This is a genomic window from Pseudomonas corrugata (genome assembly GCF_050920615.1).
In the GTDB taxonomy this organism is placed as follows: domain Bacteria; phylum Pseudomonadota; class Gammaproteobacteria; order Pseudomonadales; family Pseudomonadaceae; genus Aquipseudomonas; species Aquipseudomonas corrugata.
On record NZ_CP130434.1, the window covers coordinates 3286485 to 3310226 of the forward strand.

Genomic DNA, 23742 nt, shown 5'->3' on the forward strand with positions numbered 1-23742 from the left:
GGGGATGGGATTGAGTTTTGAGGGGGGCGCGCTACTTCTGCGCCATGGCCTTGTCCCAGCCTGGAATCTTGAACACCCAAAATGAGCCACCCTGTGCCACGGGCTTGGTCAGCTCCGCCATGTCGCCGCCCCACAACGGCACGGCGCCGCCATAACCGACAGTCACGCCGATGTACTGCTCGCCGTCCTGTTCCCAGGTGATGGGCGGAGAGACGATGCCGCTGCCGGTCTGGAATTTCCACAGCTCCTTGCCGGTCCTGGCATCGAACGCCTTGAAGAAGCCGTCACCAGTACCGGTGAACACCAGGTTGCCCTGGGTCGCCAATACGCCGGCCCACAGTGGCAGAGGCTCCTGATGCTCCCAGACGACCTTGCCGGTGGTGGGGTTCATCGCCCGCAGGCTGCCGACGTGATCGTCGTACATGCGCTTGATGCGAAACCCCATGCCGAGGTAGGCCGAACCTTTCTTGTAATTCACCTCCTCGGTCCAGTATTCCTCTTTCCATTGGTTGCCCGGGACGTAGAACAGCCCGGTGTCCTGGCTGTACGCCATGGGATTCCAGTTCTTGCCGCCCAGGAACGGCGGCGAGACCTCCACTGGCTTGCCCCTGGTTTCGCCAGGCAATGGCTTGGCCGGACGCTGGCCGGGGTTCTCCACGGGGCGACCGGTCTTGAGATCGATGTGGCTGGCCCAGGTGATGTTATCAACGAAGGGAAAAGCATTCTGCAGCTTGCCGTTGTTGCGATCCACGACGTAGAAGAAACCGTTGCGGTCAGCGTGGGCCGTGGCCTTGATGATCTTGCCGTCCTTGTCCTTGTAGTCGAACAGCACGAGCTCGTTGTTGCCGGAGAAATCCCAGGCGTCGTTGGGCGTGTGCTGGTAGAACCACTTCACTTCGCCAGTGCTCGGGTCGACTCCGACCTGGCCGGAGGTGTAGAGACTGTCGTAGTCGTGGGGATTGCCGTCCTTGGCTGTCCGGGCCCAGGTGTTCCAAGGGCCCGGGTTACCCGCACCGACGATGATGGTGTTGGTCTCGGAGTCGAAACTGGCGCTCTGCCAAGGCGCGCCGCCACCGTGGCTCCAGGCTTGGACCTTACCCGTTTCGGTGGTCTTGTCGTCGGGCCAGGAGGGCGCCTTTACATCGCCGGTGGGGGTGCTGTCCTTGCCATTGAGGCGGCCCATGTGGCCCTCGACGAACGGGCGCATCCAGATTTCCTCGCCTGTGTCGGGATCGCGGGCGAACAACTGCCCGACCACGCCGAATTCATCGCCGGAACTGCCGTGGATCAGCAGCACCTTGCCGCTGGTCTTGTCCTTGATCAGCACCGGGGCACCGGTCATGGTGTAGCCGCCGGCGTGATCGCCGAACTTCTTGTTCCATACGACCTTGCCGGTGTTTTTGTCCAGGGCGACTACGCGCGCATCCAGGGTGCCGAAGTAGATCTTGTCGCCATAGATGGCCGCGCCACGATTGACCACGTCGCAGCACGGGCGAATGTTGTCCGGCAGCCGGTGGTTGTAGGTCCACAAGCGCTTGCCGGTCCTGGCGTCGAGGGCGAATACCCGCGAATAGGAACCGGTGACGTAGACCACGCCGTCGCTGACGATGGCCTGGGATTCCTGGCCGCGCTGCTTCTCGTCGCCGAATGAGTAGGACCAGGCCGGGGTCAGCTTGAACACGTTCTTGTCGTTGACCTGGGCCAGCGGGCTCCAGCGCTGGGCGTTGGTGCCCATACCGTATTGCAGCACGTCCTTGGTGGTCAGGTGATCGTTGGCAATGTCTTCCCAACTCACCCCTGACGTAGCGGCGCTGGCCAGGGGACTCAACGAAAGGCTGCCGGCCAGCAGCAAGGCATGCATGGCGACAGCCAGGGTGCAGGGTGCGGGTAGCGTTTTTATTGTCATGGTGGGGGTTCCCAGTGAAAGGTTTTGGCCTGACTAGGTTGGGTCGCACCGGGGCCTGGCCGATACGGAAAAGATCCCGCCTTTGCCGGGAAGACTTCCCGAACCGCCAGTCTTTGCGACCTGCGTCGGATGGCCTGCTACCAAGGAACTAGGACCCGGCCACCAAAGCAGCATTCGGCTTGCGTGGCACGGTTCCTAAGATGACGGCACGGCCTCTGTAGAGAGGTCAGCGTGCAATCCAGAGGGCATAACAATGACAACAAAACGCAACGCCATCATCGCTACCGCGCTGCTGATGGGGCTGACCGGCGCAGGCTCTGTATGGGCCCATGGCAACGTAGTGCCCCAGGCAGTGGAAACCAAGGGACTGACCCCGATCAAGGACGCCGGCGTAGCCGTGGACGGCGACGGTTGGGCTACGACAAACCCCTATCGTAACTCCCCTGAACATGACCGGGCCCTGGAAATCGGCTCATCGGCCTATAACCAGAACTGTGCAGCCTGTCATGGCTTGGAAGCCAAGTCTGGCGGCATCGCCCCCGACCTGCGTCTGTTGGACGCCGCCGAGGCCGGGGACGAGTGGTTCGTTGAACGGGTGCGTCACGGAGCGGTACGCGACGGCCGGGTCTACATGCCCAAAATGGCCGACTATCTGAGCCAGGAGGCCTTATGGGCGGTGCGCACCTATCTTGACAGCGTGCATGTCGAGGAGTGATCGCCATGCGTCTGTTCGTGTGGGTGATCTGCGGCGCACTGCTGTGTAGCCAGGCCGTACAGGCGCAAGTGCGCAGCTACGATCAGATGATCGCCGCCGGTGAGTTGAAGGTTGCGGTCTACAAGGACTTCGCGCCATACAGCTTCGAAGCCGACGGCCAGCCCAGGGGCGTTGATGTGGAACTGGCCCAGGCCTTGGCGAAGACGCTGGGTGTGCGCCTGAAACTGATATGGGCGCCACCCGGCGAGAAGCTTGATGACGATTTGCGCGATTACATCTGGCGCAGCAGTCCGCTGCATGACCGTCAACTGGCCGATCTGATGATGCGCGTACCCTACGACCACGATTACGTGCAAAGACGCAATGATATCGGTGAACTGGAGAACGCCCAGGTAGTGATGTTCGGCCCTTACCAGCAGGAATGCTGGCAGGTGGCTTATGACCACCGGCGATTGGATTCGGTGGGCAGCGTTGCGGTGTTCCAGCAGCACCCCATCGGGGTTGAAGTGGACAGCGTGCCTTCGTTCTATCTGACGTCGGTATTCAACGGCATGCTCAGCGCCAGGACCCGTCACTACCCCAGCGTCGGCCAGGCGTTCAAAGCCATGCAGGCCGGGGAAGTCGATGCCGTCATGGCCATGCGCGGGGAGGTCGACTGGCAGGTCCACGAGGCGGCCGATCCGCAATTGGCCCTGGCGGAAAATGCCTACCCGAACATGGGCAAGCAGCGTTGGGAGATCGGCATGGCGGTGCATGAGAGCAACCGGCAGCTGGCCTATGCAGTGGAAGAGGCGCTGGAAGGTCTCATCCGCGACGGCAGCCTCAAGGCGGTCTACGCCCATTACGGCCTGCGTTACGACGTGCCGGAAATGTACCAATAGGAGCGCAGGGATGAAATGGCTCGCGTGCTGTCTGCTGGGGTTCGGCTTGCCGATGATGACGCTGGCGGCGGTCGAGCCGGGAAAGGATCCGGTTCCGTCGGTGATGTGGGCGTTCTATCACAAGCAACTGCTGGGTGACGCACCGTTCGTATTCGACGAACGGGTCCGGCTGCTGGCGCCGCCCTTTGCCGAAGATGCGCGCCAGGTGCCGCTGGAAATCGATGCCCGCGCCTTTACCGGTGACGTGGTCCGGATGCTGGCCTGGGCTGAGCTCAATCCACTGCCCAGGATCGTCGATTTCCAGCCGGGGGAGCGGGTGTTGCCCTGGCTGTCGATCCGCATACGCATCGAGCAGGCCACACCATTGCGCGCCGCCGTGCAGACCCGCGACGGCCTGTGGCACGTCGGCTCGACCCTGATCGACGCGGCCGGCGGTGGCTGTACGGCGCCGAGCGTGGTGCGAACCCAGCCGGGCTGGGAAGAGCACTTGGGCGAAGTACTCGGCGCCCGTTATCCACGAGGCGACATCAGCCGCCTGCGCTTGCAGGTGGCCCATCCGATGGACAACGGCCTGGTAAGCGGCATTCCTGAGTTTTTCCTCAACCAGGCTCAATTGCTGGACGCCGACGGCCAAGTGCTGGCGCGCCTTGAGCTGTTCCCGGCGGTCAGCGAAAACCCCAACCTGGGCTTCGACGTACAAGGCCCCGGGCAGACCCGCCTGATGTTGCGCGACAACGGTGGCAATCAATTCGAGGCGGCGATCCCCTGACCCCAAGGAGCGCGCCATGCGCTGGATGTTATTGATCTGCTTGTGCCTGCCGGCGTGGGCCTGCGCGGATTATTCGCTCAAGCCCCGGCAGATTGCCGAGGGCACATGGCTGCTGGAAGGCAGCACCGAGAATTTCGCCAAGGCCAACGGTGGCAACATCGTAAACACCGGCTTCATCGTCACCGATGCCGGCGTGGTGGTGATCGATACCGGACCGTCGAAGCGTTACGGGGAGGCCCTGCGCCAAGTCATTGCGGCGACCACGGGCAAACCGGTGGTCCAGGTACTGTTGACCCATCATCATCCAGATCATGTGCTGGGCAACCAGGCTTTCAGCGACGTACCTATCGGTGCGCTTGCAGGCACCACGGACCTGCTCCGCCAACAGGGCGATGCCATGGCGGAAAACATGTACCGGTTGGTAGGTGACTGGATGCGTGGCACCGAGGTGGTGTTGCCGACCCAGGTATTGGCTCCGGGTACGCTGAAGGTGGGCAATCATTCGTTGCGACTACTGCAACTGGCCGGGCACACCGGGGCTGACCTGGCGATCCTGGACGAAACCACCGGCGTGCTGTTCGCCGGTGACCTGGTGTTCTACGAGCGTGCCCTGACCACGCCAAACAGCCCGGGACTGGAGGTCTGGCTCAATGACCTGGACACCCTGCAGGCCTTGCCCTGGAAACTGATCGTCCCCGGCCATGGCCCGGTGGCGAGCGATGCCGGGCCCTTTGCGCAGATGCGCGACTACCTGGGCTGGCTCGATCAATTGATGCGCGACGGCGCGGCCCGTGGCGATGACATGGCCGAGATGATCCGCAGCCCCATTCCCGAGCGCTTTGCCGGGATCAGCCTGAGCCGCTATGAGCTGATTCGCAGTGTCAGTCATCTTTATCCGCGGTATGAGCGGGTGGGGATGAAGCGGGTGGAAGTCCCTCTCTGTGGGGGCAAGGCTTGCCCGCGATGAAGACACCGCGGTCTATTTGAAACCGAGGCGTTTTCATCGCGAGCAAGCTTTGCTCCCACAGCAAACTCCCTCGCCACAAGGGATTGTGTGTGTCTTACATGTACCAAGGAACTAGAAAACTCAACACAGCGTGCAATTGTTGGCAACGGCCCCGAGCCCAAGAATCTGTGCCAGACCGGGAAAAATTCCCGGGTATAACAATAACCGCAGAGGTAGCCGTCATGACTCATCCCGCACGTCGCCAACCCTTCGCCGTGAGCCTGCTGCTCAGTGCCATGCTGCTGTCCGGTTCGGCCTTGGCCGCCGTGACCGATCAGGAAATTCTCCAGGACCCGAAGAACCCGCAACAGATCGTCACCAACGGCCTTGGTGTCCAGGGCCAGCGCTACAGCCCGCTCGATACCCTCAATGTCAATAACGTCAAGGAACTGCGGCCGGTCTGGGCGTTCTCCTTCGGCGGCGAAAAACAGCGCGGCCAGCAGGCCCAGCCGATGATCAAGGATGGGGTGATGTACCTCACCGGATCCTATTCGCGGGTGTTCGCGGTGGACGCGCGTACCGGCAAGAAGCTCTGGCAGTACGACGCGCGCCTGCCCGATGACATCCGTCCCTGCTGCGACGTGATCAACCGTGGCGTGGCGTTGTACGGTGACCTGGTGTTCTTCGGTACCCTCGATGCCAAGCTGGTCGCCTTGAACAAGGACACCGGCAAGGTGGTATGGAGCAAGAAGGTCGCCGATCACAAGGAAGGTTACTCCATCAGCGCCGCCCCCATTGTCGTCAACGGCAAGCTGATCACCGGCGTGGCGGGCGGCGAGTTTGGCGTGGTGGGCCAGATCAGCGCGTTCGATCCGAAAAACGGTGACCTGCTGTGGACCCGTCCGACCGTGGAAGGCCATATGGGCTACGTCTACAAGGACGGCAAGGCCATCGAGAACGGCATCTCCGGTGGCGAGGCCGGCAAGACCTGGCCGGGAGACCTCTGGAAAACCGGCGGCGCTGCGCCCTGGCTGGGCGGCTACTACGATCCGGAAACCAATCTGCTGCTGTTCGGCACCGGTAACCCGGCCCCGTGGAACTCCCACCTGCGTCCTGGCGACAACCTTTATTCCTCGTCGCGACTTGCCCTTAATCCGGACGACGGCACCATCAAGTGGCACTTCCAGAGCACGCCCCACGACGGTTGGGACTATGACGGCGTCAACGAGCTGATCTCCTTCAACTACAAGGAAGGCGGCAAGGAGATCAAGGCAGCGGCCACCGCTGACCGTAACGGCTTCTTCTACGTGCTCGATCGCACCAACGGCAAGTTCATCCGTGGCTTCCCGTTCGTCGACAAGATCACCTGGGCCACCGGCCTGGACAAGGACGGTCGGCCGATCTACAACGAGGCCAGCCGGCCCGGCGCGCCGGGCAGCGAAGCCAAGGGCAGCTCGGTGTTCGTTGCTCCGGCGTTCCTCGGCGCGAAGAACTGGATGCCGATGGCCTACAACAAGGACACCGGGCTGTTCTACGTGCCTTCCAACGAGTGGGGCATGGACATCTGGAACGAGGGCATCGCCTACAAGAAAGGCGCGGCGTTTCTCGGGGCCGGGTTCACCATCAAGCCGCTGAACGAGGATTACATCGGCGTACTGCGGGCCATCGATCCGAAGACCGGCAAGGAAGTCTGGCGCCACAAGAACTACGCGCCGCTGTGGGGCGGGGTGCTGACCACCAAGGGCAACCTGGTCTTCACCGGCACGCCTGAAGGGTTCCTCCAGGCCTTCAACGCCAAGACCGGGGAGAAAGTCTGGGAATTCCAGACCGGCTCCGGCGTACTCGGCTCGCCGATTACCTGGGAAATGGACGGCGAGCAGTATGTCTCCGTGGTTTCGGGTTGGGGCGGCGCCGTGCCGTTGTGGGGCGGTGAAGTGGCCAAGCGGGTGAAGGACTTCAACCAGGGCGGGATGCTCTGGACCTTCAAGCTGCCGAAGGATCTGGTGGCCAAGCGTTGAGTTGAAGCAGAGCAGGGCGCTGTCTCTGTGGTGAGACAGCAACCTGTGGGAGCACGGCTTGCCCGCGATGGAGACGCCTCGGTTTCAGGATGAGCCGCGTCAACTTCATCGCGGGCAAGCCTTGCTCCCACAGAACAACAGCGCCGATTCCAGCTTTCCGCACTCCAACCCACAAATCTACGACCAAATAACGAGAGCCCCTCCTGCCAACGACGCATTCGTCCGGCAGGCGGGGCTCTCTACCATCGGCCTATCGCCTGTCCCGTGACAGGCATCGACCAGGCAGAGGCCCATCATGATCTACGCACAACCCGGAACCCCAGGCGCCGTCGTTTCCTTCAAGCCGCGCTATGGCAACTTCATCGGTGGCGAATTCGTCGCACCGGTGCATGGCGAATACTTCACCAACACATCACCGGTCAATGGCCAGGTGATCGCTGAATTCCCGCGCTCCAGCGCCGCTGACATCGACAAGGCCCTGGACGCAGCCCATGCCGCCGCCGATGCCTGGGGCAAGACGTCGGTACAGGACCGCTCCCTGGTGCTGCTGAAGATCGCCGACCGTATCGAGCAGAACCTGGAGATCCTCGCTGTCAGCGAAACCTGGGATAATGGCAAGGCCGTGCGCGAAACCCTCAACGCCGACGTACCGCTGGCGGCCGATCACTTCCGTTATTTCGCCGGTTGCATCCGCGCCCAGGAAGGCGGCGCGGCCGAGATCAACGAGTTGACCACCGCTTACCATTTCCATGAACCGCTGGGTGTGGTCGGGCAGATCATCCCATGGAACTTCCCGCTGCTGATGGCGGCCTGGAAGCTCGCGCCAGCCCTGGCGGCGGGCAACTGCATCGTGCTCAAGCCAGCGGAACAGACGCCGCTGTCGATCATGGTTTTTGCAGAACTGATCGCCGACCTGCTGCCGGCCGGTGTATTGAACATCGTCCATGGTTTTGGTCGCGAAGCTGGTGAAGCCCTGGCGACCAGCAAGCGTATCGCCAAGATCGCCTTTACCGGTTCCACCCCGGTGGGCTCGCACATCATGAAGTGCGCCGCCGAGAACATTATCCCGTCCACCGTGGAACTGGGCGGCAAGTCGCCGAACATCTTCTTCGAAGACATCATGCAGGCCGAGCCGGCGTTTATCGAGAAGGCGGCCGAAGGCCTGGTGCTGGCGTTCTTCAACCAGGGCGAAGTCTGCACCTGCCCATCCCGCGCGCTGGTGCAGGAGTCGATCTATGCACCGTTCATGGCCGAAGTCATGAAGAAAATCGCCAAGATCAAACGTGGCAACCCACTGGATACCGAAACCATGGTCGGCGCCCAGGCGTCCGAACAGCAATACGACAAGATCCTTTCGTACCTGGACATCGCCCGCGAGGAGGGTGCCGAACTGCTGACCGGCGGCGCGGTCGAGCGTCTGGAGGGCGACTTGTCGAGTGGCTACTACATCCAGCCGACCCTGCTCAAGGGCCACAACAAAATGCGCGTGTTCCAGGAGGAAATCTTCGGCCCGGTGGTGGGCGTGACCACCTTCAAGGACGAGGCCGAAGCCCTGGCGATCGCCAACGACAGCGAGTTCGGCCTCGGCGCCGGCCTGTGGACCCGCGACATCAACCGCGCCTACCGCATGGGCCGGGCGATCAAGGCCGGGCGCGTCTGGACCAACTGCTACCACCTGTACCCGGCCCACGCGGCGTTCGGTGGCTACAAGAAGTCCGGCGTGGGTCGTGAAACCCACAAGATGATGCTCGATCACTACCAGCAGACCAAGAACCTGCTGGTGAGCTATGACATCAACCCGTTGGGCTTTTTCTAACTTTCGGAAACAGCGCTGAACCCTGTGGGAGCGAGCCTGCTCGCGATGAAGCCGGATCAGTCGACAGTTGTGTTGGCCGACCTGCCGCCATCGCGAGCAGGCTCGCTCCCACATTTGATGTGTAGAACCTGCTACCAACGCACCCCACCCACCGCTTCGAAAGTAGCATTCGAACCCACGGCACCCCGTGCATTAATGACCTTGCCGGAATCACCCGGTACAAGAAGAGGAAAGACCCATGTGGACTAAACCCGCGTACACCGACCTGCGTATCGGCTTCGAAGTGACGATGTATTTCGCCAATCGATGAGTGTCGGCCCGGCCTGATGCGTTCAGGCCGGGCTACCCATTGGTCTGATTGCATTCGCGGCGGGATGCTTTAGGCTCTGGGTATCCAACACAATAAGAACAGGCTTACCAATGAGCCATGCACCTGTAAAGATGAGCCTCAGCCCGCTGCGCAAGTTCGTTTCACCTGAAATCATGTTCGGCGCCGGTTGCCGGCACAATGTCGGTAATTACGCCCAGACCTTCGGCGCCCGCAAGGTGTTGGTGGTCACCGATCCCGGCGTCATCGCCGCCGGCTGGGTGGGGGATGTCGAGTCAAGTCTCCAGGCCCTGGGTATCGATTACTGCATCTACAGCGACGTTTCGCCCAATCCCCGGGTCGAGGAAGTGATGCTCGGTGCCGAGTTGTACCGGGAAAACCACTGTGACGTCATCGTCGCAGTCGGTGGCGGCAGTCCCATGGACTGCGGCAAAGCCATCGGGATCGTCGTCGCCCATGGCCGCAATATCCTCGAGTTCGAAGGCGTCGACACCCTGCATGTGCCCAGCCCACCGCTGATCCTGATTCCCACCACTGCCGGAACTTCGGCCGATGTCTCGCAGTTCGTGATCATCTCCAACCAGCAGGAGCGCATGAAGTTTTCCATTGTCAGCAAGGCCGCCGTGCCGGACGTCTCGCTGATCGACCCGGAAACCACACTGAGCATGGACCCGTTCCTGTCGGCCTGTACGGGCATCGACGCGCTGGTGCACGCTATCGAGGCTTTCGTCTCCACCGGTCATGGCCCGCTCACCGACCCCCATGCGCTGGAGGCGATGCGGCTGATCAACAGCAACCTGGTGCAGATGATCGCTAACCCGGGCGACGTCGCCCTGCGGGAAAAGATCATGCTCGGCAGCATGCAGGCCGGGCTGGCGTTCTCCAATGCCATTCTCGGTGCCGTGCACGCCATGTCCCACAGCCTGGGGGGCTTTCTGGACCTGCCCCATGGGTTGTGCAACGCGGTGTTGGTGGAGCATGTCGTGGCATTCAACTACACCTCGGCGCCGGACCGTTTCAAGGTAATCGCCGAGACGCTGGGCATCGACTGCCGTGGATTGAATCATCGGCAGATCCGCACTCGATTGGTGGAACACCTGATTGCGCTCAAGCGCACCATCGGTTTCCACGAAACCCTGGGACTGCACGGGGTGAGTACTTCGGATATTCCTTTCCTGTCGCAGCATGCAATGCATGATCCGTGCATCCTCACCAACCCTCGGGAGTCGAGCCAGCGGGATGTCGAGGTCGTTTATGGCGAAGCCCTCTGACGAACAGCAAAGAGCCCTGGCCGGGCTGCTGGGGCTGGGCAATCATTCGACGCGCAAGAGCCATTATCCCGAGCTGGCGGCGCGTCTGGAGGATCTGGAGCTGGCCCGCCAGCGCCTGCAACAACTCAACGACCAGTTGGAACAGCGGGTGGCCGAGCGCACCGATGAACTGCTGGAAGCCAATCACAACCTCCAGCAGCAGATCGCCCAGCGCAAGCTCGTCGAGCAACAGTTGCGCGACGCCCGCGACGCCGCACAGGCCGCCAACCGCAGCAAGGACAAGTACCTGGCCGCCGCCAGTCACGACCTGCTCCAGCCGCTCAACGCCGCGCGCCTGCTGATCGCCACGCTGCGCGAGCGTCAGTTGCCGAACCCTGAGCAGGTCCTGGTGGAGCGCACTCACCAGGCCCTGGAGGGCGCGGAAGATCTACTCACCGATCTGCTGGATATCTCCCGGCTGGACCAGGCTGCGGTTCGCCCGGACATCGCGTCCTATCGACTGGACGAGTTGCTGGCGCCGTTGGTTTCCGAGTTTCAATCGGTGGCGGGCGCCGCGGGGCTGGAGTTGCGCGCGCGTTTTGGCGAAGAAGTGGTCATGACCGATCTGCGTCTGCTGACGCGTATCTTGCGCAATCTGCTCAGCAACGCCTGCCGCTACACGGACCAGGGCGGCATTCTCCTGACCGCCAGGCGCCGGGGAGGGCGCTTGAGCCTGGAAGTCTGGGACACGGGGCGCGGTATTGCCGCCGACTGCCTGGAGTCGATTTTTCTCGAATTCAATCAGTTGGACGTGGGCCGGGCGGCGGACCGCAAAGGTGTGGGACTGGGATTGGCGATTGTCGAACGCATCGCTCATATCCTGGGCTATCGGGTCCAGGTGCGTTCCCGGCCAGGGCGCGGCTCGGTGTTCAGCATCGACGTGCCGCTGTCGGATGAAAAACCGCTGCCGTTGTCCGAGACGCCCGTCCAGGCGATTACCGGCAACCCGTTGCCCGGACGCCGGCTGCTGGTGATCGACAATGAACTCAGCATCCTGCAAAGCATGGCTGCACTGCTGGGGCAGTGGGGCTGCGACGTGCTGACCGCCACCGACGAAGCGGCCGCTATCGAAGTGCTGCAAGGCCAAGCACCAGAGCTTATCCTGGCGGATTTCCATCTGGATCATGGTGTGGTCGGCTGCGAGGTGGTCAAGCACCTGCGTGAGCGTTTCCACCAGACCATCCCGGCCGTGATCATCACCGCCGACCGCAGCGACCAGTGCCGCCGGGCCTTGCGCAAACTGAATGCGCCGCTGCTCAACAAACCGGTCAAGCCGGGCAAGTTGCGGGCGGTGTTGAGCCAGTTGCTGGGCTAGCCTCCACCGCAAACACCTTGTGGGAGCGAGCCTGCTCGCGATGGCGGCGGCATGTCTAACATCAATGTAAACTGACCCACCGCTATCGCGAGCAGGCTCGCTCCCACAGGGTTTTGCAAGTAACCCTCAAATTTTTTCGAGCTGAAGACCGCCATCAAAACGCCGCCATTTGGTCGGCGTTTTCGTCCCGAATGAAAAAAGAGGCTTCGGTCTGGTTATTTCATTCTGTAAACTCCCCCCGCTGCGACAATCGGGCACGGCCACGCCTGCCCCGATCGAGTGGCCTGTGCGGCTAATTTGTGTACTCAAATCAACCATACAGGCCACTAGACGTTTTGCAGTGTCCCTCACCCAGCTGAAGCCAAGACCTACAAGAAGTCAGTGCCGGAGAGACATAAAACTTGAGGCCGCCGTTTCGCGCGGTCCTGTAGGTCCATCCTCCAGTCCATTCGAACCCGTCATGCTGGTTTTCCCGGCCATGGGCTTGGTTTGTCCTTGAACAGACCGGAGGGTGGAATGGCGTTCCATCCTAGGGATACACACATGTTGAAGAAAACACACACGGCGCTGCTGGGCCTGGCGATGGCGATGGGTCTTGCGACCACGCACGCCGCCGAGGCAAATAAAGTGGACGTCCTGCTCATTGGTGGGGGCATCATGAGCTCGACACTCGGCGTCTGGCTCAATGAGCTGGAGCCGGGCTGGACCATGGAAATGGTCGAGCGCCTGGACGGTGTTGCCGAAGAAAGCTCCAACGGCTGGAACAATGCCGGTACCGGTCACTCCGCGTTGGCCGAGCTGAACTACACGCCGGAAGACAAGGACGGCAAGGTCGAGATCGCCAAGGCCATCGAGATCAACGAAGCCTTCCAGATCTCCCGTCAGTTCTGGTCCTGGCAGGTCAAGAACGGCGTGCTGAAGAACCCGCGCTCGTTCATCAACTCCACGCCGCACATGAGTTTCCTGTGGGGCGACGACAACATCGCTTTCCTGAAGAAGCGCTACGAAGCCCTCCAGGCCAGCCCGTTGTTCGCCGGTATGCAGTACTCCGAAGACCCCGCGCAGATCAGCAAGTGGGTTCCGCTGATGATGCAAGGGCGTGATCCGAGCCAGAAAGTCGCGGCCACCTGGAGTCCACTGGGTACCGACGTGAACTTCGGTGAAATCACCCGCCAGTTTGCCGCTTACCTGCAAACCAGGCCGAACTTCTCGCTGAAACTGTCCAGCGAAGTGGAAGACATCACTCGCAATGAAGACGGCACCTGGCGCGTGTCCTACAAGAACCTGAAGGACGGTACCGAAACCGAGACCGACGCCAAGTTCGTGTTCATCGGTGCTGGCGGCGGAGCCTTGCACCTGCTGCAGAAGTCCGACATCCCGGAAGCCCGCGAATACGCCGGCTTCCCGGTGGGTGGTTCGTTCCTGGTCACCGAAAACCCGACCGTCGCCCAACTGCACATGGCGAAGGCCTATGGCAAGGCTTCGGTTGGTGCGCCACCGATGTCGGTTCCGCACCTGGACACCCGCGTGCTCGATGGCAAGCGTGTGATTCTGTTTGGCCCGTTCGCGACCTTCTCCACCAAGTTCCTGAAGAACGGTTCGTACTTCGACCTGCTGACCAGCACCACGACTCACAACGTCTGGCCGATGACCAAGGTCGGTATCGAGCAGTACCCACTGGTCGAATACCTGGCCGGCCAGCTTATGCTGTCGGATGAGGATCGTTTCAATGCGCTGAAGGAGTACTTCCCGGAAGCCAAGCAGGAAGACTGGCGCCTGTGGCAGGCCGGCCAGCGTGTGCAGATCATCAAGCGTGACGAGGAGAAGGGCGGCGTCCTGAAGCTCGGCACTGAAGTGGTTGCCTCCCAGGACGGCAGCATCGCCGGCCTGTTGGGTGCATCGCCAGGCGCCTCGACCGCCGCCCCAATCATGCTGAGCGTGCTGGAGAAGGTCTTCAAGGACAAGGTCGCCAGCCCGGCCTGGCAGGAAAAACTGCACCAGATCGTGCCAAGCTACGGCACCAAGCTCAACGAGAGCCCTGAGCGCGTGGCGCAGGAGTGGGCTTACACCAGCCAGGTCCTGCAACTGGATCCGCCGCCGGCGATCGGCAAGCCAGGCGTCCCTGCGGCACCGGCAAAGCCTGCTGTCAAAAGCGACGGCAACCCGGCGGCCGACATGGCGTTGTAAGCCGGATACGGTCTGGTGATATACAAGAACGCCGCTCATTGAGCGGCGTTTTTTATTGGCAAATCAGCGGTGCGCCGCGGTCGCGGGCGCGTCCCGAAAGCGTCGGTCAAAATCCTCCGCCAACTGCGCCAGGGTAATGCTGCCCAAGCGCTTGAGCAGCAATGCCTGGGCCTCATCGAAGGCGTCGGTCAATGCCCCGTTGACCGCTTGTTCTACCAGACATTGGGGGTGGTCAGTGGACAGGCCGATGGAAAAAATCGAGGTACTGCCCAAGGCCTGGTGGATGTCGAGCAAGGTCATGTCCGACAGGGGCTTGCTCAGGGTCCAGCCGCCCCGATGACCTTTTTCCGAGGTGACATAGCCCTGTTCCTTGAGCAACGCCATGGTCCTGCGCACCACCACCGGATTGGTGCCCAGCATCTGGGCGATGGTGTCCGAGGTGGCGGATTGTTGGTGACGGTCCATGTGGATCAGGACGTGGAGCATGCGGGACAGGCGAGTGTCGGTTCTCATGATGGGCGTGGTTTCTGTGGCTTCGGCAGGTGCGAGTATCGCCTGTAATTGTAAAAGTTACGAGATCGTTGACAGGCGCTTTTCAAGGAACTTACGATGTGTCGAGACTTTCCATTCGTCGACACTTCCCTTGGAGATCGATCATGCACTACGACGTCATCATTGCAGGCGGCAGTTACGCCGGTATGTCCGCAGGGCTTCAACTGGCCCGCGCCCGGCGCAAGGTGTTGCTGATCGATGCCGGCCTGCGTCGCAACCGATTCGCCGCGACCTCCCACGGCTTTCTTGGCCAGGACGGCCGGGCGCCCGGTGACATCGTTGATGATGCCCGTGCCCAGCTCATGGCCTACTCGACCGTAGAATGGCTTTCGGACACCGCTATCAGTGCCACTCCCCAGGCAGGTGGCTTCACCCTGGAAACCGCCCAGGGCCAATGCTACAGCGCCCGGCGTCTGCTATTGGCCACGGGAGTCATCGATGATCTGCCCGAGGTTGAAGGGCTGGCGGAGCGTTGGGGCAAGAGCGTTTTCCATTGCCCTTACTGTCACGGTTATGAACTGCAGCAAGGACCTATTGGCGTATTGGCGACTTCAGAAATGTCGTTGCACCATGCGCTGATGCTTCCGGACTGGGGGCCCACCACGTTCTTTCTCAATGGCGCCTTCGAGCCAGACGCGCCACAGCGGGCGAGTCTCGGGCAGCGGGGCGTTACCCTGGTATCTGAACGTATCGAACGCATTGAGGGGGAACGGGCCAATGTCGCCCTGGCAGATGGCCAGGTAGTGGCGATCGATGGTTTGTTTGTCCTGCCACGCACCCGTGTGGCCGGCTCGCTGGCTGCGTCCCTTGGCTGCGATCTGGAAGACGGCCCGCTCGGGGCCTTTATCCAGACCGATCTCACCCGCGAAACCAGCGTACCGGGGGTGTTTGCCTGCGGCGACGCGGCGATGCCATTCGGGTCGGTCGCGCTCTCCGTCGGCGATGGGGTGAGGGCAGGATCGGGGGTGCATCGGTCATTGATATTTGCGAAGGAGTGAGGCCAGGGCCGCAACGCGGCCCCACTGGAGCTCTATTGAGTGCCGAACATGGCGGTCCAGTAGATGCCCGCATCACTCTTCGGGTCCACGGCGTAACCTGCACCCAGTTCGCGAAACTTCGGATTCATCAGGTTGGCGCAATGTCCCGGACTGGCCAGCCAACCGTCCACCACTTTCAGGGCAGTGTCCTGTCCGGCGGCGATGTTCTCGCCGATCAACTGGCCCAGATAGCCGGCCAGCTCGGCGCGGTCACCTGGCATGCGGCCATCGCGGTCCTTGTGGTCGAAGAAGTTGTTGTTCGCCATGGCTCGGGTGTGCGTCACAGCGGCAAGGGCCAGGGTGGCGTTCCAGGACAGTGGCGTGGTCGCCTCGAACGCCTCGCTCCCGCACCGGCGTGGCTGGGCACGAGCGCTATTGATCAGCTTCAGCAGCTTCTGGCCTTCGGTTTGCCAGTCCGCCAGGCGTGCCGACAACAAGGGGCGCGCCAGCACAATGCGCCATTCGCGATCCAGGCGGCTGACGCCGATGTCGACAAACTGCGGGTCCAGCACCACCTGGCAAAAACTTTCCTGTATGGCTTTCATCGCCGATTGCGCGTTGCGCGGCCCGGACAGGCTGATTGCCTGAACATTGACCATCGGATAGGCCGTGCGTGCCAGCGCTTGCTGCAGGTCGCCAATGCCGTTGGCCGACAGGATCAGCCGCGAGTCCATCGCCAACGGCGGCAATTCCAGGGATGCCTGGTCCGAGCAGCTCTGGGATTGGCTGCGATACAGGTTGATGGACTCGATCAGTTGCGTCTCTTCGGTAGCCACGGCACCGACGGTGAACGCCAGCCCCAGTGACAGCACGGCCAGGCGCAGGATGGATGAAATGGCACGCATGTAAATCTCCCTTGAGCGGACGGCGCCTATGATGCGCAATTTTTTGCCCCACTGGGGCAACGGTATTCACGCTCTTTTGAAATCCCGGAACAGTACCGTCTGGTACTGGTTGGGACAATCCTCATGTAGTGGGATCAGTTTTCTGCCGAATAAGTCCACGATTGTCGTTTCAAAGCCATAAAATCCGGAAGAACAGCCCGGCGCCAGTGGTGTACGTGAAGGGATAAGGGAGGCCGTCATGTTGAAAACGATTGAGCAGCAGGCCAGCGCATCGCTGCGTCAGCGGATGGAAAAGGCCGGGTGCGCCTTCGATTTTCTCGTGTGCGCCCTTGACGCCGGTGAGGCGATCACCCCTGCGTATCACCGCCAGGCCGTGGATCAATTATTCCTCGCCATCAAGCATCTGTGGCTGGAGCGACATCGCCAGATGATCCTCGATCCCCGCTGCGCCGGCGCGACGCCTCCCGACATGGCCTGGGACCTGGACATGGCCATGGCGAAGCCTCTGAACCGGCAAGAGATCGCGCAACTCATGGACGCCGACAAGCATGCGCATAACCCGCCACCGTTCGCCTTGTATGAGGCCTTTTGCGAGCCGCCTTACGGTACCCGCTTCAGCGACGGCGACTCAGAAGTGCTGTTCAGGGAGTGGCTCGACCTGCTCGGGCTTGAAGCCGGTGTCGAGGTGGAGGTACTGAACTGGGTCGATAATTTCAACGTCAACTGGCTGGCCAGCGACGAACCCGATCCCGCACGGGATCCCTGGAGTGACTATTTCGACGACGGTCTGCAGTGGTGGGGCGTTTGGTGCCTGAGTGTCTGGAATCCCCAGCGCCGCACACTCAGCGTGTTGGCGGCCAGCATTACGGATTGAACAGTCGCAAGCCTGGATGTGTATAAAGCGAGACATGTGAGTGTGAAATCACCTGTGGCGAGGGAGCAGGCTCCCTGGCCACAGAAGGACCTTCACAACGAAGATTGAGGCAATCAACGCACTGCCTGCGCCCCACTTGGCGGCATTGCGCGAACCATCACACTGATTGCGGCCAACGCCGCGATCAACAACCCTGGCGAAGTCGCCAATAATACCCCCGTAGTTCCCGCTCCGGCAGCCAGGATCTGTCCGGCAGCCAAGGGGCCTGCGACTGAACCCAGCCTGCCGATGGCAACCGCCGCGCCGACGCCGGTGGCACGTACGGCTGTCGGATAAGAGGGAGGCGCCAGGGCGTACAGCACCAGTTGCGCGGCCATGACAAACAGGCCGGCGCAGAATCCGGCGATGGCCATCGGTATGATACCGACCGACAAGCCAACCCCGGCCAGGGCGCTCAACAACCCGGCATAGACGAACAGCACCACCCTGACCCCATCGCAACGGTCCAGCAGCAGGCCGCCAAGCAACGAGCCTAGGGCTCCGCCAATATTGAACAGCATCTGTACCAACCCGGCCTGGGGCTTGCTGAAACCTTGTTCCAGCAGTAACGACGGCAGCCAGTTGAGCAGCATGTACATGACCGTCAGTGTGAAGAAATAACTCATCCACAGCGCGAGGGTGGTGCGTCCCCGCCCGTCCCCGAACAGCGCCTGGCCAGTAGAACCGCGGGCCTCAGCTCCGACATCCCGCGCCTGGCGAAAGGCGCTGGACTCCGGCAGCCACAGCAGCATCAGCGGTACCACCAGCAGTGGCGCCAGGCCGCCGATGAGGAAAGTCATCTGCCAATGTTCACCAAACAGCATCGCGACCACGGCCGCCAACGCCCCCCCCAGCGGTACGCCCGCGTACATCACGCTGATGGCCGTGCCCCGTCGCTGTTCGCCCACGGCCTCGGCGCACAGGGCGATCAGGTTGGGCAGGGCGGCGCCAAGACCCAGGCCCGTCATGAAACGCACCATCAGCAGGCTGGAGTACTGCTCGACATGAGCGGTGCCGAGGGAGAACACACCGAACAGCAGCACAGCACCGACAAGGATCTTCTTGCGGCCGATGCGATCCGCAATCCAGCCCCCGAAAAAGGCCCCGGGTAGCAGCCCGATGATTCCCGCGCTGAACACCCAGCCCATCATTTTCGGGTCCAGCACAAAAGTCTGCCGCAGGCCGGCAGCCGCGGTGCCGGCCGATTGCAGGTCGAAACCCTCAATCAGAGCAACGATGAAACACAAGGCGATGGTCAGCGTCGCACGACGCGCCGGATGGTTCATGACAAGTCCTCTTATTGTTTTTGTCAGGGACTGGCTTTCAGCCAGCCGGAAAGGAGAATTCAGATTAACAAACCTAACTAAAAAATGAATGGTGTCGATTTGTGGCGTTATTGAGCGTAGATCACTAATAAAAACAGTAGGTTGGGATCTAATTTAGGAAGAATCGAAAAAATGGTTAATGATATTAATGTTCGATTATCGGTCATTGCGGATTGACGGGGAGGGGACTCGGTTTCCATTCTCCTGCTCCGGGCTCCCTCAAACCGTAGGGGACCGCTAAAAAACAACAACAATAAAAGGACTTCGAACATGCCGAACCTTGTCCGGGGGGCTTGTGCAGCATCCCCAGCTACACGTCTCGCTCATCTGCTGGTCCTGGGGCTGAGCCTGTCTTCGGCCACTTCGTCGGCCGCGGGATTGATCGACGACAGCCACGGCACCCTGACCCTGCGCAACTACTACATGGACCGCGATTACAAGGACGACGGCGCCAAGACGGCGACCAGGGAATGGGCCCAAGGGGCGATCATGAACATGGAGTCGGGCTTCACGCCCGGCGCCCTCGGTTTCGGCGTCGACGCCCGGGGACTGCTGGGGATCAAGCTCGACTCTTCGCCCGATCGCAGCGGTACCGAACTGCTGCCGGTGTCCAGCAGCGACAAGCGCGCTGCGGACGAGTACTCACGCCTGGCCCTGACCGGCAAGCTGCGCTTTGGTCAGACCCTGGTGAAGACCGGCGATGTGTCGATTTTCTTGCCGTTTGCGTTCGCCAGCCCGTCACGGTTGCTGCCGCAGACCTTCCGCGGCACGACGCTCAGTTCCAAGGACATTGAAGGGCTGACGCTGAACACCGGCTACATCGATCGCATCAACCGGCGCGACTCCACCGACTACCAGCCAATGAGCATCGCCTCACCCAATCGCCGCTTCAACGGCGCGGCCACTGCATCCCACATGGTGTATGCCGGCGGCGATTACCAGATCAACAAAGACCTCAGCTTGCGCGCCTATCACGCCGAGGTGGCGGATCTCTATCAGCAGGACACCCTGGCGTTGCTGCATAACCTGACCTTGGGTGACGGCGTCTTGACTACGGATGTGCGCAGCTTTTTCAGTCGTGAGGACGGTGCCGCCAAGGCCGGCAAGGTGGACAATCGCAATGTTTCGGCGCTGGTCGGCTATCGCTGGGGCGGCCATCGGGTCAGCGTGGGCTACATGCACGCCAGTGGAGATACCGCCACGCCCTATGTGTCCGGCACCGAGTTGATGGGCTTGAGCGAGATGACCATGAGTTCGGATTTCCTCAATGCCCGGGAGCGCACCTGGCAGGCTATCCACGACTACGACTTCGCCGCAGTCGGGGTGCCCGGGCTGAGAACGCGCTTGCGTTATGTGCGCGGTGACCACATTGACCTGGCCGCCCTTGGTGCCGATGACCGCAAGGAGCGTGAGTTTCAGATGGAGCTGGGGTATGTGATCCAGAGCGGTCCGTTGAAGGGTGTCGGGTTGCTGGCGCGCAAGTCGATCTACCGCAATGACTTTCCGGGCAGCGCGGCGTTTCGCGATGAGAACCAGACTCGGTTCCTGGTGACGTACAGCGTGCCCATTTGGTAACAGCCAAACTTTCTTGTGGTGAAAATATCTGTGGGAGCAAAGCTTGCTCGCGAAACAGGCGCCTCGATTTCTGACAGACCGCATCGCCCTTGTCGCGGGCAAGCCTTGCTCCCACACCTCCAGCACCACAAAAGCATCCTGCTACTGATAGACCTTCTTCAACAACCGCAACAATTCTTCCCGCTCCGCACCGGAGAGGGCAGCCGTGGAGTCGAGGTCGCTCTGGGCGGCGATCTGCTTGAGTTCCTTGAGCAGGGTTTCGCCGGTCTTGCTCAGGAATATCCCATAGGAGCGCTTGTCGGGCTTGCAGCGCACCCGCACGGCCAGCGCACGGCTTTCCAGCTTGTTCAACAGCGGCACCACTTGCGGCGGTTCGATCGCCAGGGCCTTGGCCAGGTCGGCCTGCATCAGGCCGGGGTTCTGGTCGATGATCGCCAGCGCCGAGAACTGTGCCGGCCGCAGATCATGAACGGCCAGTTGGCTGATGAGGTTCTGGAACAGTTTCAGTTGGGCGCGACGCAGGGCGTAACCGATCAGGTCATCCAGCGCGGAGTCCAGCGGCGCCGGCGCAGTGCCGCCGTCAGTCACGATCCCGGCGGGTTCGGCAAGCTTGGAAGACTTGGCCATCGAAAAAAGCATCCTCAAGGTAAATTATTAACAAGGCTATCCAGTTTGCCGAGGTTATGCCCCGATGGCTACGGTCGATTAAACATTCGTTGACCGAGCGCGTCATTTTTGTGAACGGACATACTTGGGTAAATCGATTAATAGTTAATTGACATAACTAGTTTTGCGGTTTAGCTTTTGCTCATCTTCAGCCGAGAACTAGAGAGCACGTGTCATGAGCAATTACGAAGGTCGCTGGACAACGGTCAAAGTCGACGTCGAGGAAGGCATCGCCTGGGTCACCCTCAATCGCCCGGAAAAACGCAATGCGATGAGCCCGACCCTTAATCGCGAGATGATCGACGTATTGGAAACCCTGGAACAGGATCCAGCCGCCGGCGTACTCGTGCTGACCGGAGCCGGTGATGCCTGGACCGCCGGCATGGATCTCAAGGAGTATTTCCGCGAGGTGGACGCAGGCCCGGAAATTCTTCAGGAGAAGATCCGCCGCGAAGCCTCCCAATGGCAGTGGAAGTTGCTGCGCATGTACGCCAAGCCGACCATTGCCATGGTCAACGGCTGGTGCTTCGGTGGCGGCTTCAGCCCGCTGGTGGCCTGCGACCTGGCGATCTGCGCCGACGAAGCGACGTTCGGCCTGTCGGAAATCAACTGGGGCATCCCGCCCGGCAACCTCGTCAGCAAGGCCATGGCCGATACCGTGGGGCATCGCCAGTCGCTGTACTACATCATGACCGGCAAGACCTTCGGTGGGCAGAAAGCCGCCGAGATGGGGCTGGTCAACGAAAGCGTACCCCTGGCGCAGTTGCGTGAAGTCACGATAGAGCTGGCGCGCAACCTGCTGGAGAAAAACCCGGTGGTACTACGGGCGGCCAAGCACGGCTTCAAGCGTTGCCGCGAACTGACCTGGGAGCAAAACGAAGATTACCTGTACGCCAAGCTCGACCAGTCGCGCCTGCTGGACAAAGAGGGCGGTCGCGAACAAGGGATGAAGCAGTTCCTCGACGACAAGAGCATCAAGCCGGGCCTGCAGGCCTACAAGCGCTGAGACGAAGGCGCAGCGGGTGGCTCCAGAAGCGCCCGCAGGCTGTTCGTCAAAGGCCCTTGGCGCTACCGTGAACGTATTCCCGATAAAGACAATAAAGAGGAATCACCATGCTGGACGTGCCCCTGTTGATCGGCGGCCAGTCGTGCCCCGCCCGTGACGGTCGGACTTTCGAGCGTTGCAATCCGGTGACTGGAGAAGTGGTGTCCCGTGTGGCCGCCGCCACGGTGGAAGACGCCGACGCGGCCGTGGCCGCCGCGCATGCCGCGTTTCCCGCCTGGGCCGCGCTGGCCCCCAACGAACGTCGCAGCCGTCTGCTGCGGGCGGCCGAGCAGTTGCAGGCCCGCAGCGCTGAGTTCATCGCCGCCGCCGGCGAAACCGGCGCCATGGCCAACTGGTATGGCTTCAATGTGCACCTGGCGGCGAACATGCTGCGCGAAGCCGCCGCCATGACCACTCAGATCAACGGCGAGATCATTCCTTCGGACGTGCCCGGCAGTTTTGCCATGGCCCTGCGCCAGCCCTGCGGCGTGGTGCTGGGCATTGCACCATGGAATGCCCCGGTGATTCTCGCCACCCGCGCGATCGCCATGCCCCTGGCCTGCGGCAACACCGTGGTGCTCAAGGCGTCGGAGATCAGCCCGGCGGTGCACCGCTTGATCGGCCAGGTGCTGCAGGACGCCGGGTTGGGTGATGGTGTGGTCAACGTGATCTGCAATGCGCCTGCGGACGCTGCGGTGATCGTTGAGCGACTGATCGCTAACCCGGCGGTGCGCCGCGTCAACTTCACCGGTTCGACCCACGTCGGGCGTATCGTAGGTGAGTTATCGGCCCGTCACCTCAAGCCGGCGCTGTTGGAACTGGGCGGCAAGGCACCGTTTCTCGTGCTGGATGACGCCGACCTGGACGCCGCGGTGGAAGCGGCTGCCTTCGGGGCGTACTTCAACCAGGGCCAGATCTGCATGTCCACCGAGCGTCTGATCGTGGACGCGAGCGTGGCCGATGCCTTCGTTTCCCGGCTGAAAGCGAAAATCGCCACGTTGCGTGCCGGTGATCCAGCCAGCGGTGATTCGGTGCTGGGCTCTCTGGTCGACGTCAGTGCCGGTCAGCGCATCAAGGGCATGATCGACGATGCCCTGGCCAAAGGCGCCACGCTGGTGGCGGGCGGCCAGTTGGAGGGCAGCATTCTGCAACCGACCCTGCTCGATGGGGTGACGCCGGACATGCGCCTGTACCGTGAAGAGTCCTTTGGTCCGGTGGCGGTGTTGCTGCGCGGCAGCGGTGACGAAGCCTTGCTCCGCCTGGCCAACGATTCCGAATTCGGCCTGTCGGCGGCCATTTTCAGCCGCGACACCAGCCGGGCACTGGCCTTGGCCCAACGGATCGAATCGGGCATCTGCCATATCAACGGTCCGACCGTGCACGACGAGGCGCAGATGCCCTTCGGCGGGGTCAAGTCCAGCGGTTACGGCAGTTTTGGCGGCAAGGCGTCCATCGAGCATTTTACCCAGTTGCGCTGGGTGACACTGCAGAACGGTCCCCGGCATTACCCGATCTGATATCCATCGCATCGCGGGCGGCAGAGTCTCGAAACGTCGCCCCGATGCAGGCCAGACATAACAATAACAAGGTCGC

20 protein-coding genes are annotated in these 23742 nt (G+C 61.7%); 15 read left to right on the forward strand and 5 right to left on the reverse strand.

Annotation, left to right across the window (positions count from 1 at the left end):
- Positions 1-31: 31 nt before the first annotated feature.
- A complete protein-coding gene (exaA, locus tag QZH45_RS14830) occupies positions 32-1906 on the reverse strand; it encodes a quinoprotein ethanol dehydrogenase (RefSeq protein WP_055135189.1) in 1875 nt (624 codons plus the stop codon).
- Between the two features lie 253 nt (positions 1907-2159).
- Here exaA and pedF point away from each other — a divergent pair, with 253 nt between their 5' ends.
- The 10 genes from pedF to mqo all read left to right on the forward strand — a co-directional run bounded on the left by pedF (position 2160) and on the right by mqo (position 14191).
- On the forward strand, positions 2160-2621 hold the full coding sequence (pedF, locus tag QZH45_RS14835; RefSeq protein WP_024777710.1) for a cytochrome c-550 PedF: 462 nt from the start codon (positions 2160-2162) through the stop codon (positions 2619-2621).
- A 5-nt stretch (positions 2622-2626) separates the two neighbouring features.
- Positions 2627-3502 (forward strand): substrate-binding periplasmic protein, encoded by an 876-nt coding sequence (locus QZH45_RS14840; protein WP_055135188.1) that lies wholly within the window; start codon positions 2627-2629, stop codon positions 3500-3502.
- Between the two features lie 10 nt (positions 3503-3512).
- Positions 3513-4271, forward strand: coding sequence for a quinoprotein dehydrogenase-associated SoxYZ-like carrier (locus tag QZH45_RS14845; protein ID WP_055135187.1), 759 nt, complete (start codon positions 3513-3515; stop codon positions 4269-4271).
- A gap of 16 nt (positions 4272-4287) precedes the next feature.
- The gene (locus QZH45_RS14850) at positions 4288-5238 is read left to right on the forward strand and encodes a quinoprotein relay system zinc metallohydrolase 1 (protein ID WP_069018203.1); all 951 of its coding nucleotides are present in this window, start codon (positions 4288-4290) and stop codon (positions 5236-5238) included.
- Positions 5239-5459: 221 nt separating this feature from the next.
- Positions 5460-7235 (forward strand): PQQ-dependent alcohol dehydrogenase PedH, encoded by a 1776-nt coding sequence (pedH, locus tag QZH45_RS14855; RefSeq protein WP_024777706.1) that lies wholly within the window; start codon positions 5460-5462, stop codon positions 7233-7235.
- Between the two features lie 295 nt (positions 7236-7530).
- Positions 7531-9051: an acetaldehyde dehydrogenase ExaC gene (gene exaC, locus QZH45_RS14860; RefSeq protein ID WP_069018205.1), complete on the forward strand. Its 1521-nt coding sequence runs from the start codon at positions 7531-7533 to the stop codon at positions 9049-9051.
- A 238-nt stretch (positions 9052-9289) separates the two neighbouring features.
- Positions 9290-9361 (forward strand): pyrroloquinoline quinone precursor peptide PqqA, encoded by a 72-nt coding sequence (pqqA, locus tag QZH45_RS14865; RefSeq protein ID WP_003243383.1) that lies wholly within the window; start codon positions 9290-9292, stop codon positions 9359-9361.
- 131 nt (positions 9362-9492) lie between these two features.
- Positions 9493-10650: an alcohol dehydrogenase-like regulatory protein ErcA gene (gene ercA / locus QZH45_RS14870; protein WP_392396967.1), complete on the forward strand. Its 1158-nt coding sequence runs from the start codon at positions 9493-9495 to the stop codon at positions 10648-10650.
- Positions 10634-12004, forward strand: a complete 1371-nt coding sequence (locus QZH45_RS14875) for an ATP-binding response regulator (RefSeq protein ID WP_024777703.1) — start codon at positions 10634-10636, stop codon at positions 12002-12004. Before ercA ends, QZH45_RS14875 begins: the two co-directional genes overlap by 17 nt.
- Positions 12005-12547: 543 nt before the next feature.
- Positions 12548-14191: a malate dehydrogenase (quinone) gene (mqo, locus tag QZH45_RS14880; protein WP_024777702.1), complete on the forward strand. Its 1644-nt coding sequence runs from the start codon at positions 12548-12550 to the stop codon at positions 14189-14191.
- A gap of 63 nt (positions 14192-14254) precedes the next feature.
- Here the strand turns inward: mqo and QZH45_RS14885 are convergent, their stop codons facing one another.
- Positions 14255-14704, reverse strand: coding sequence for an Rrf2 family transcriptional regulator (locus QZH45_RS14885; protein ID WP_053191759.1), 450 nt, complete (start codon positions 14702-14704; stop codon positions 14255-14257).
- Between the two features lie 143 nt (positions 14705-14847).
- Between QZH45_RS14885 and QZH45_RS14890 the strand changes: the two genes are divergently transcribed.
- Positions 14848-15741, forward strand: coding sequence for an NAD(P)/FAD-dependent oxidoreductase (locus QZH45_RS14890; protein WP_053191762.1), 894 nt, complete (start codon positions 14848-14850; stop codon positions 15739-15741).
- A 32-nt stretch (positions 15742-15773) separates the two neighbouring features.
- Here QZH45_RS14890 and QZH45_RS14895 read toward each other — a convergent pair whose 3' ends face one another.
- The gene (locus tag QZH45_RS14895; protein ID WP_024777699.1) at positions 15774-16625 is read right to left on the reverse strand and encodes a CAP domain-containing protein; all 852 of its coding nucleotides are present in this window, start codon (positions 16623-16625) and stop codon (positions 15774-15776) included.
- A gap of 238 nt (positions 16626-16863) precedes the next feature.
- Here QZH45_RS14895 and QZH45_RS14900 point away from each other — a divergent pair, with 238 nt between their 5' ends.
- A complete protein-coding gene (locus QZH45_RS14900) occupies positions 16864-17499 on the forward strand; it encodes a hypothetical protein (RefSeq protein ID WP_053191764.1) in 636 nt (211 codons plus the stop codon).
- Positions 17500-17612: 113 nt separating this feature from the next.
- Here the strand turns inward: QZH45_RS14900 and mhpT are convergent, their stop codons facing one another.
- Positions 17613-18824 carry a 3-(3-hydroxy-phenyl)propionate transporter MhpT gene (mhpT, locus tag QZH45_RS14905; protein WP_024777698.1) on the reverse strand — a complete coding sequence of 404 codons (1212 nt, stop codon included), beginning with the start codon at positions 18822-18824 and terminating at the stop codon, positions 17613-17615.
- A 309-nt stretch (positions 18825-19133) separates the two neighbouring features.
- Between mhpT and QZH45_RS14910 the strand changes: the two genes are divergently transcribed.
- Positions 19134-20438: an OprD family porin gene (locus QZH45_RS14910; RefSeq protein ID WP_053191765.1), complete on the forward strand. Its 1305-nt coding sequence runs from the start codon at positions 19134-19136 to the stop codon at positions 20436-20438.
- 141 nt (positions 20439-20579) lie between these two features.
- Here the strand turns inward: QZH45_RS14910 and QZH45_RS14915 are convergent, their stop codons facing one another.
- On the reverse strand, positions 20580-21065 hold the full coding sequence (locus tag QZH45_RS14915) for a MarR family winged helix-turn-helix transcriptional regulator (RefSeq protein WP_024777696.1): 486 nt from the start codon (positions 21063-21065) through the stop codon (positions 20580-20582).
- Positions 21066-21279: 214 nt separating this feature from the next.
- Here QZH45_RS14915 and QZH45_RS14920 point away from each other — a divergent pair, with 214 nt between their 5' ends.
- Both QZH45_RS14920 and QZH45_RS14925 read left to right on the forward strand, forming a co-directional pair.
- Positions 21280-22110 carry a p-hydroxycinnamoyl CoA hydratase/lyase gene (locus QZH45_RS14920; protein WP_024777695.1) on the forward strand — a complete coding sequence of 277 codons (831 nt, stop codon included), beginning with the start codon at positions 21280-21282 and terminating at the stop codon, positions 22108-22110.
- Positions 22111-22217: 107 nt separating this feature from the next.
- Complete coding sequence (locus QZH45_RS14925; protein WP_024777694.1) at positions 22218-23666, forward strand: aldehyde dehydrogenase; 1449 nt, start codon at positions 22218-22220, stop codon at positions 23664-23666.
- The last annotated feature ends 76 nt before the right edge of the window (positions 23667-23742 follow it).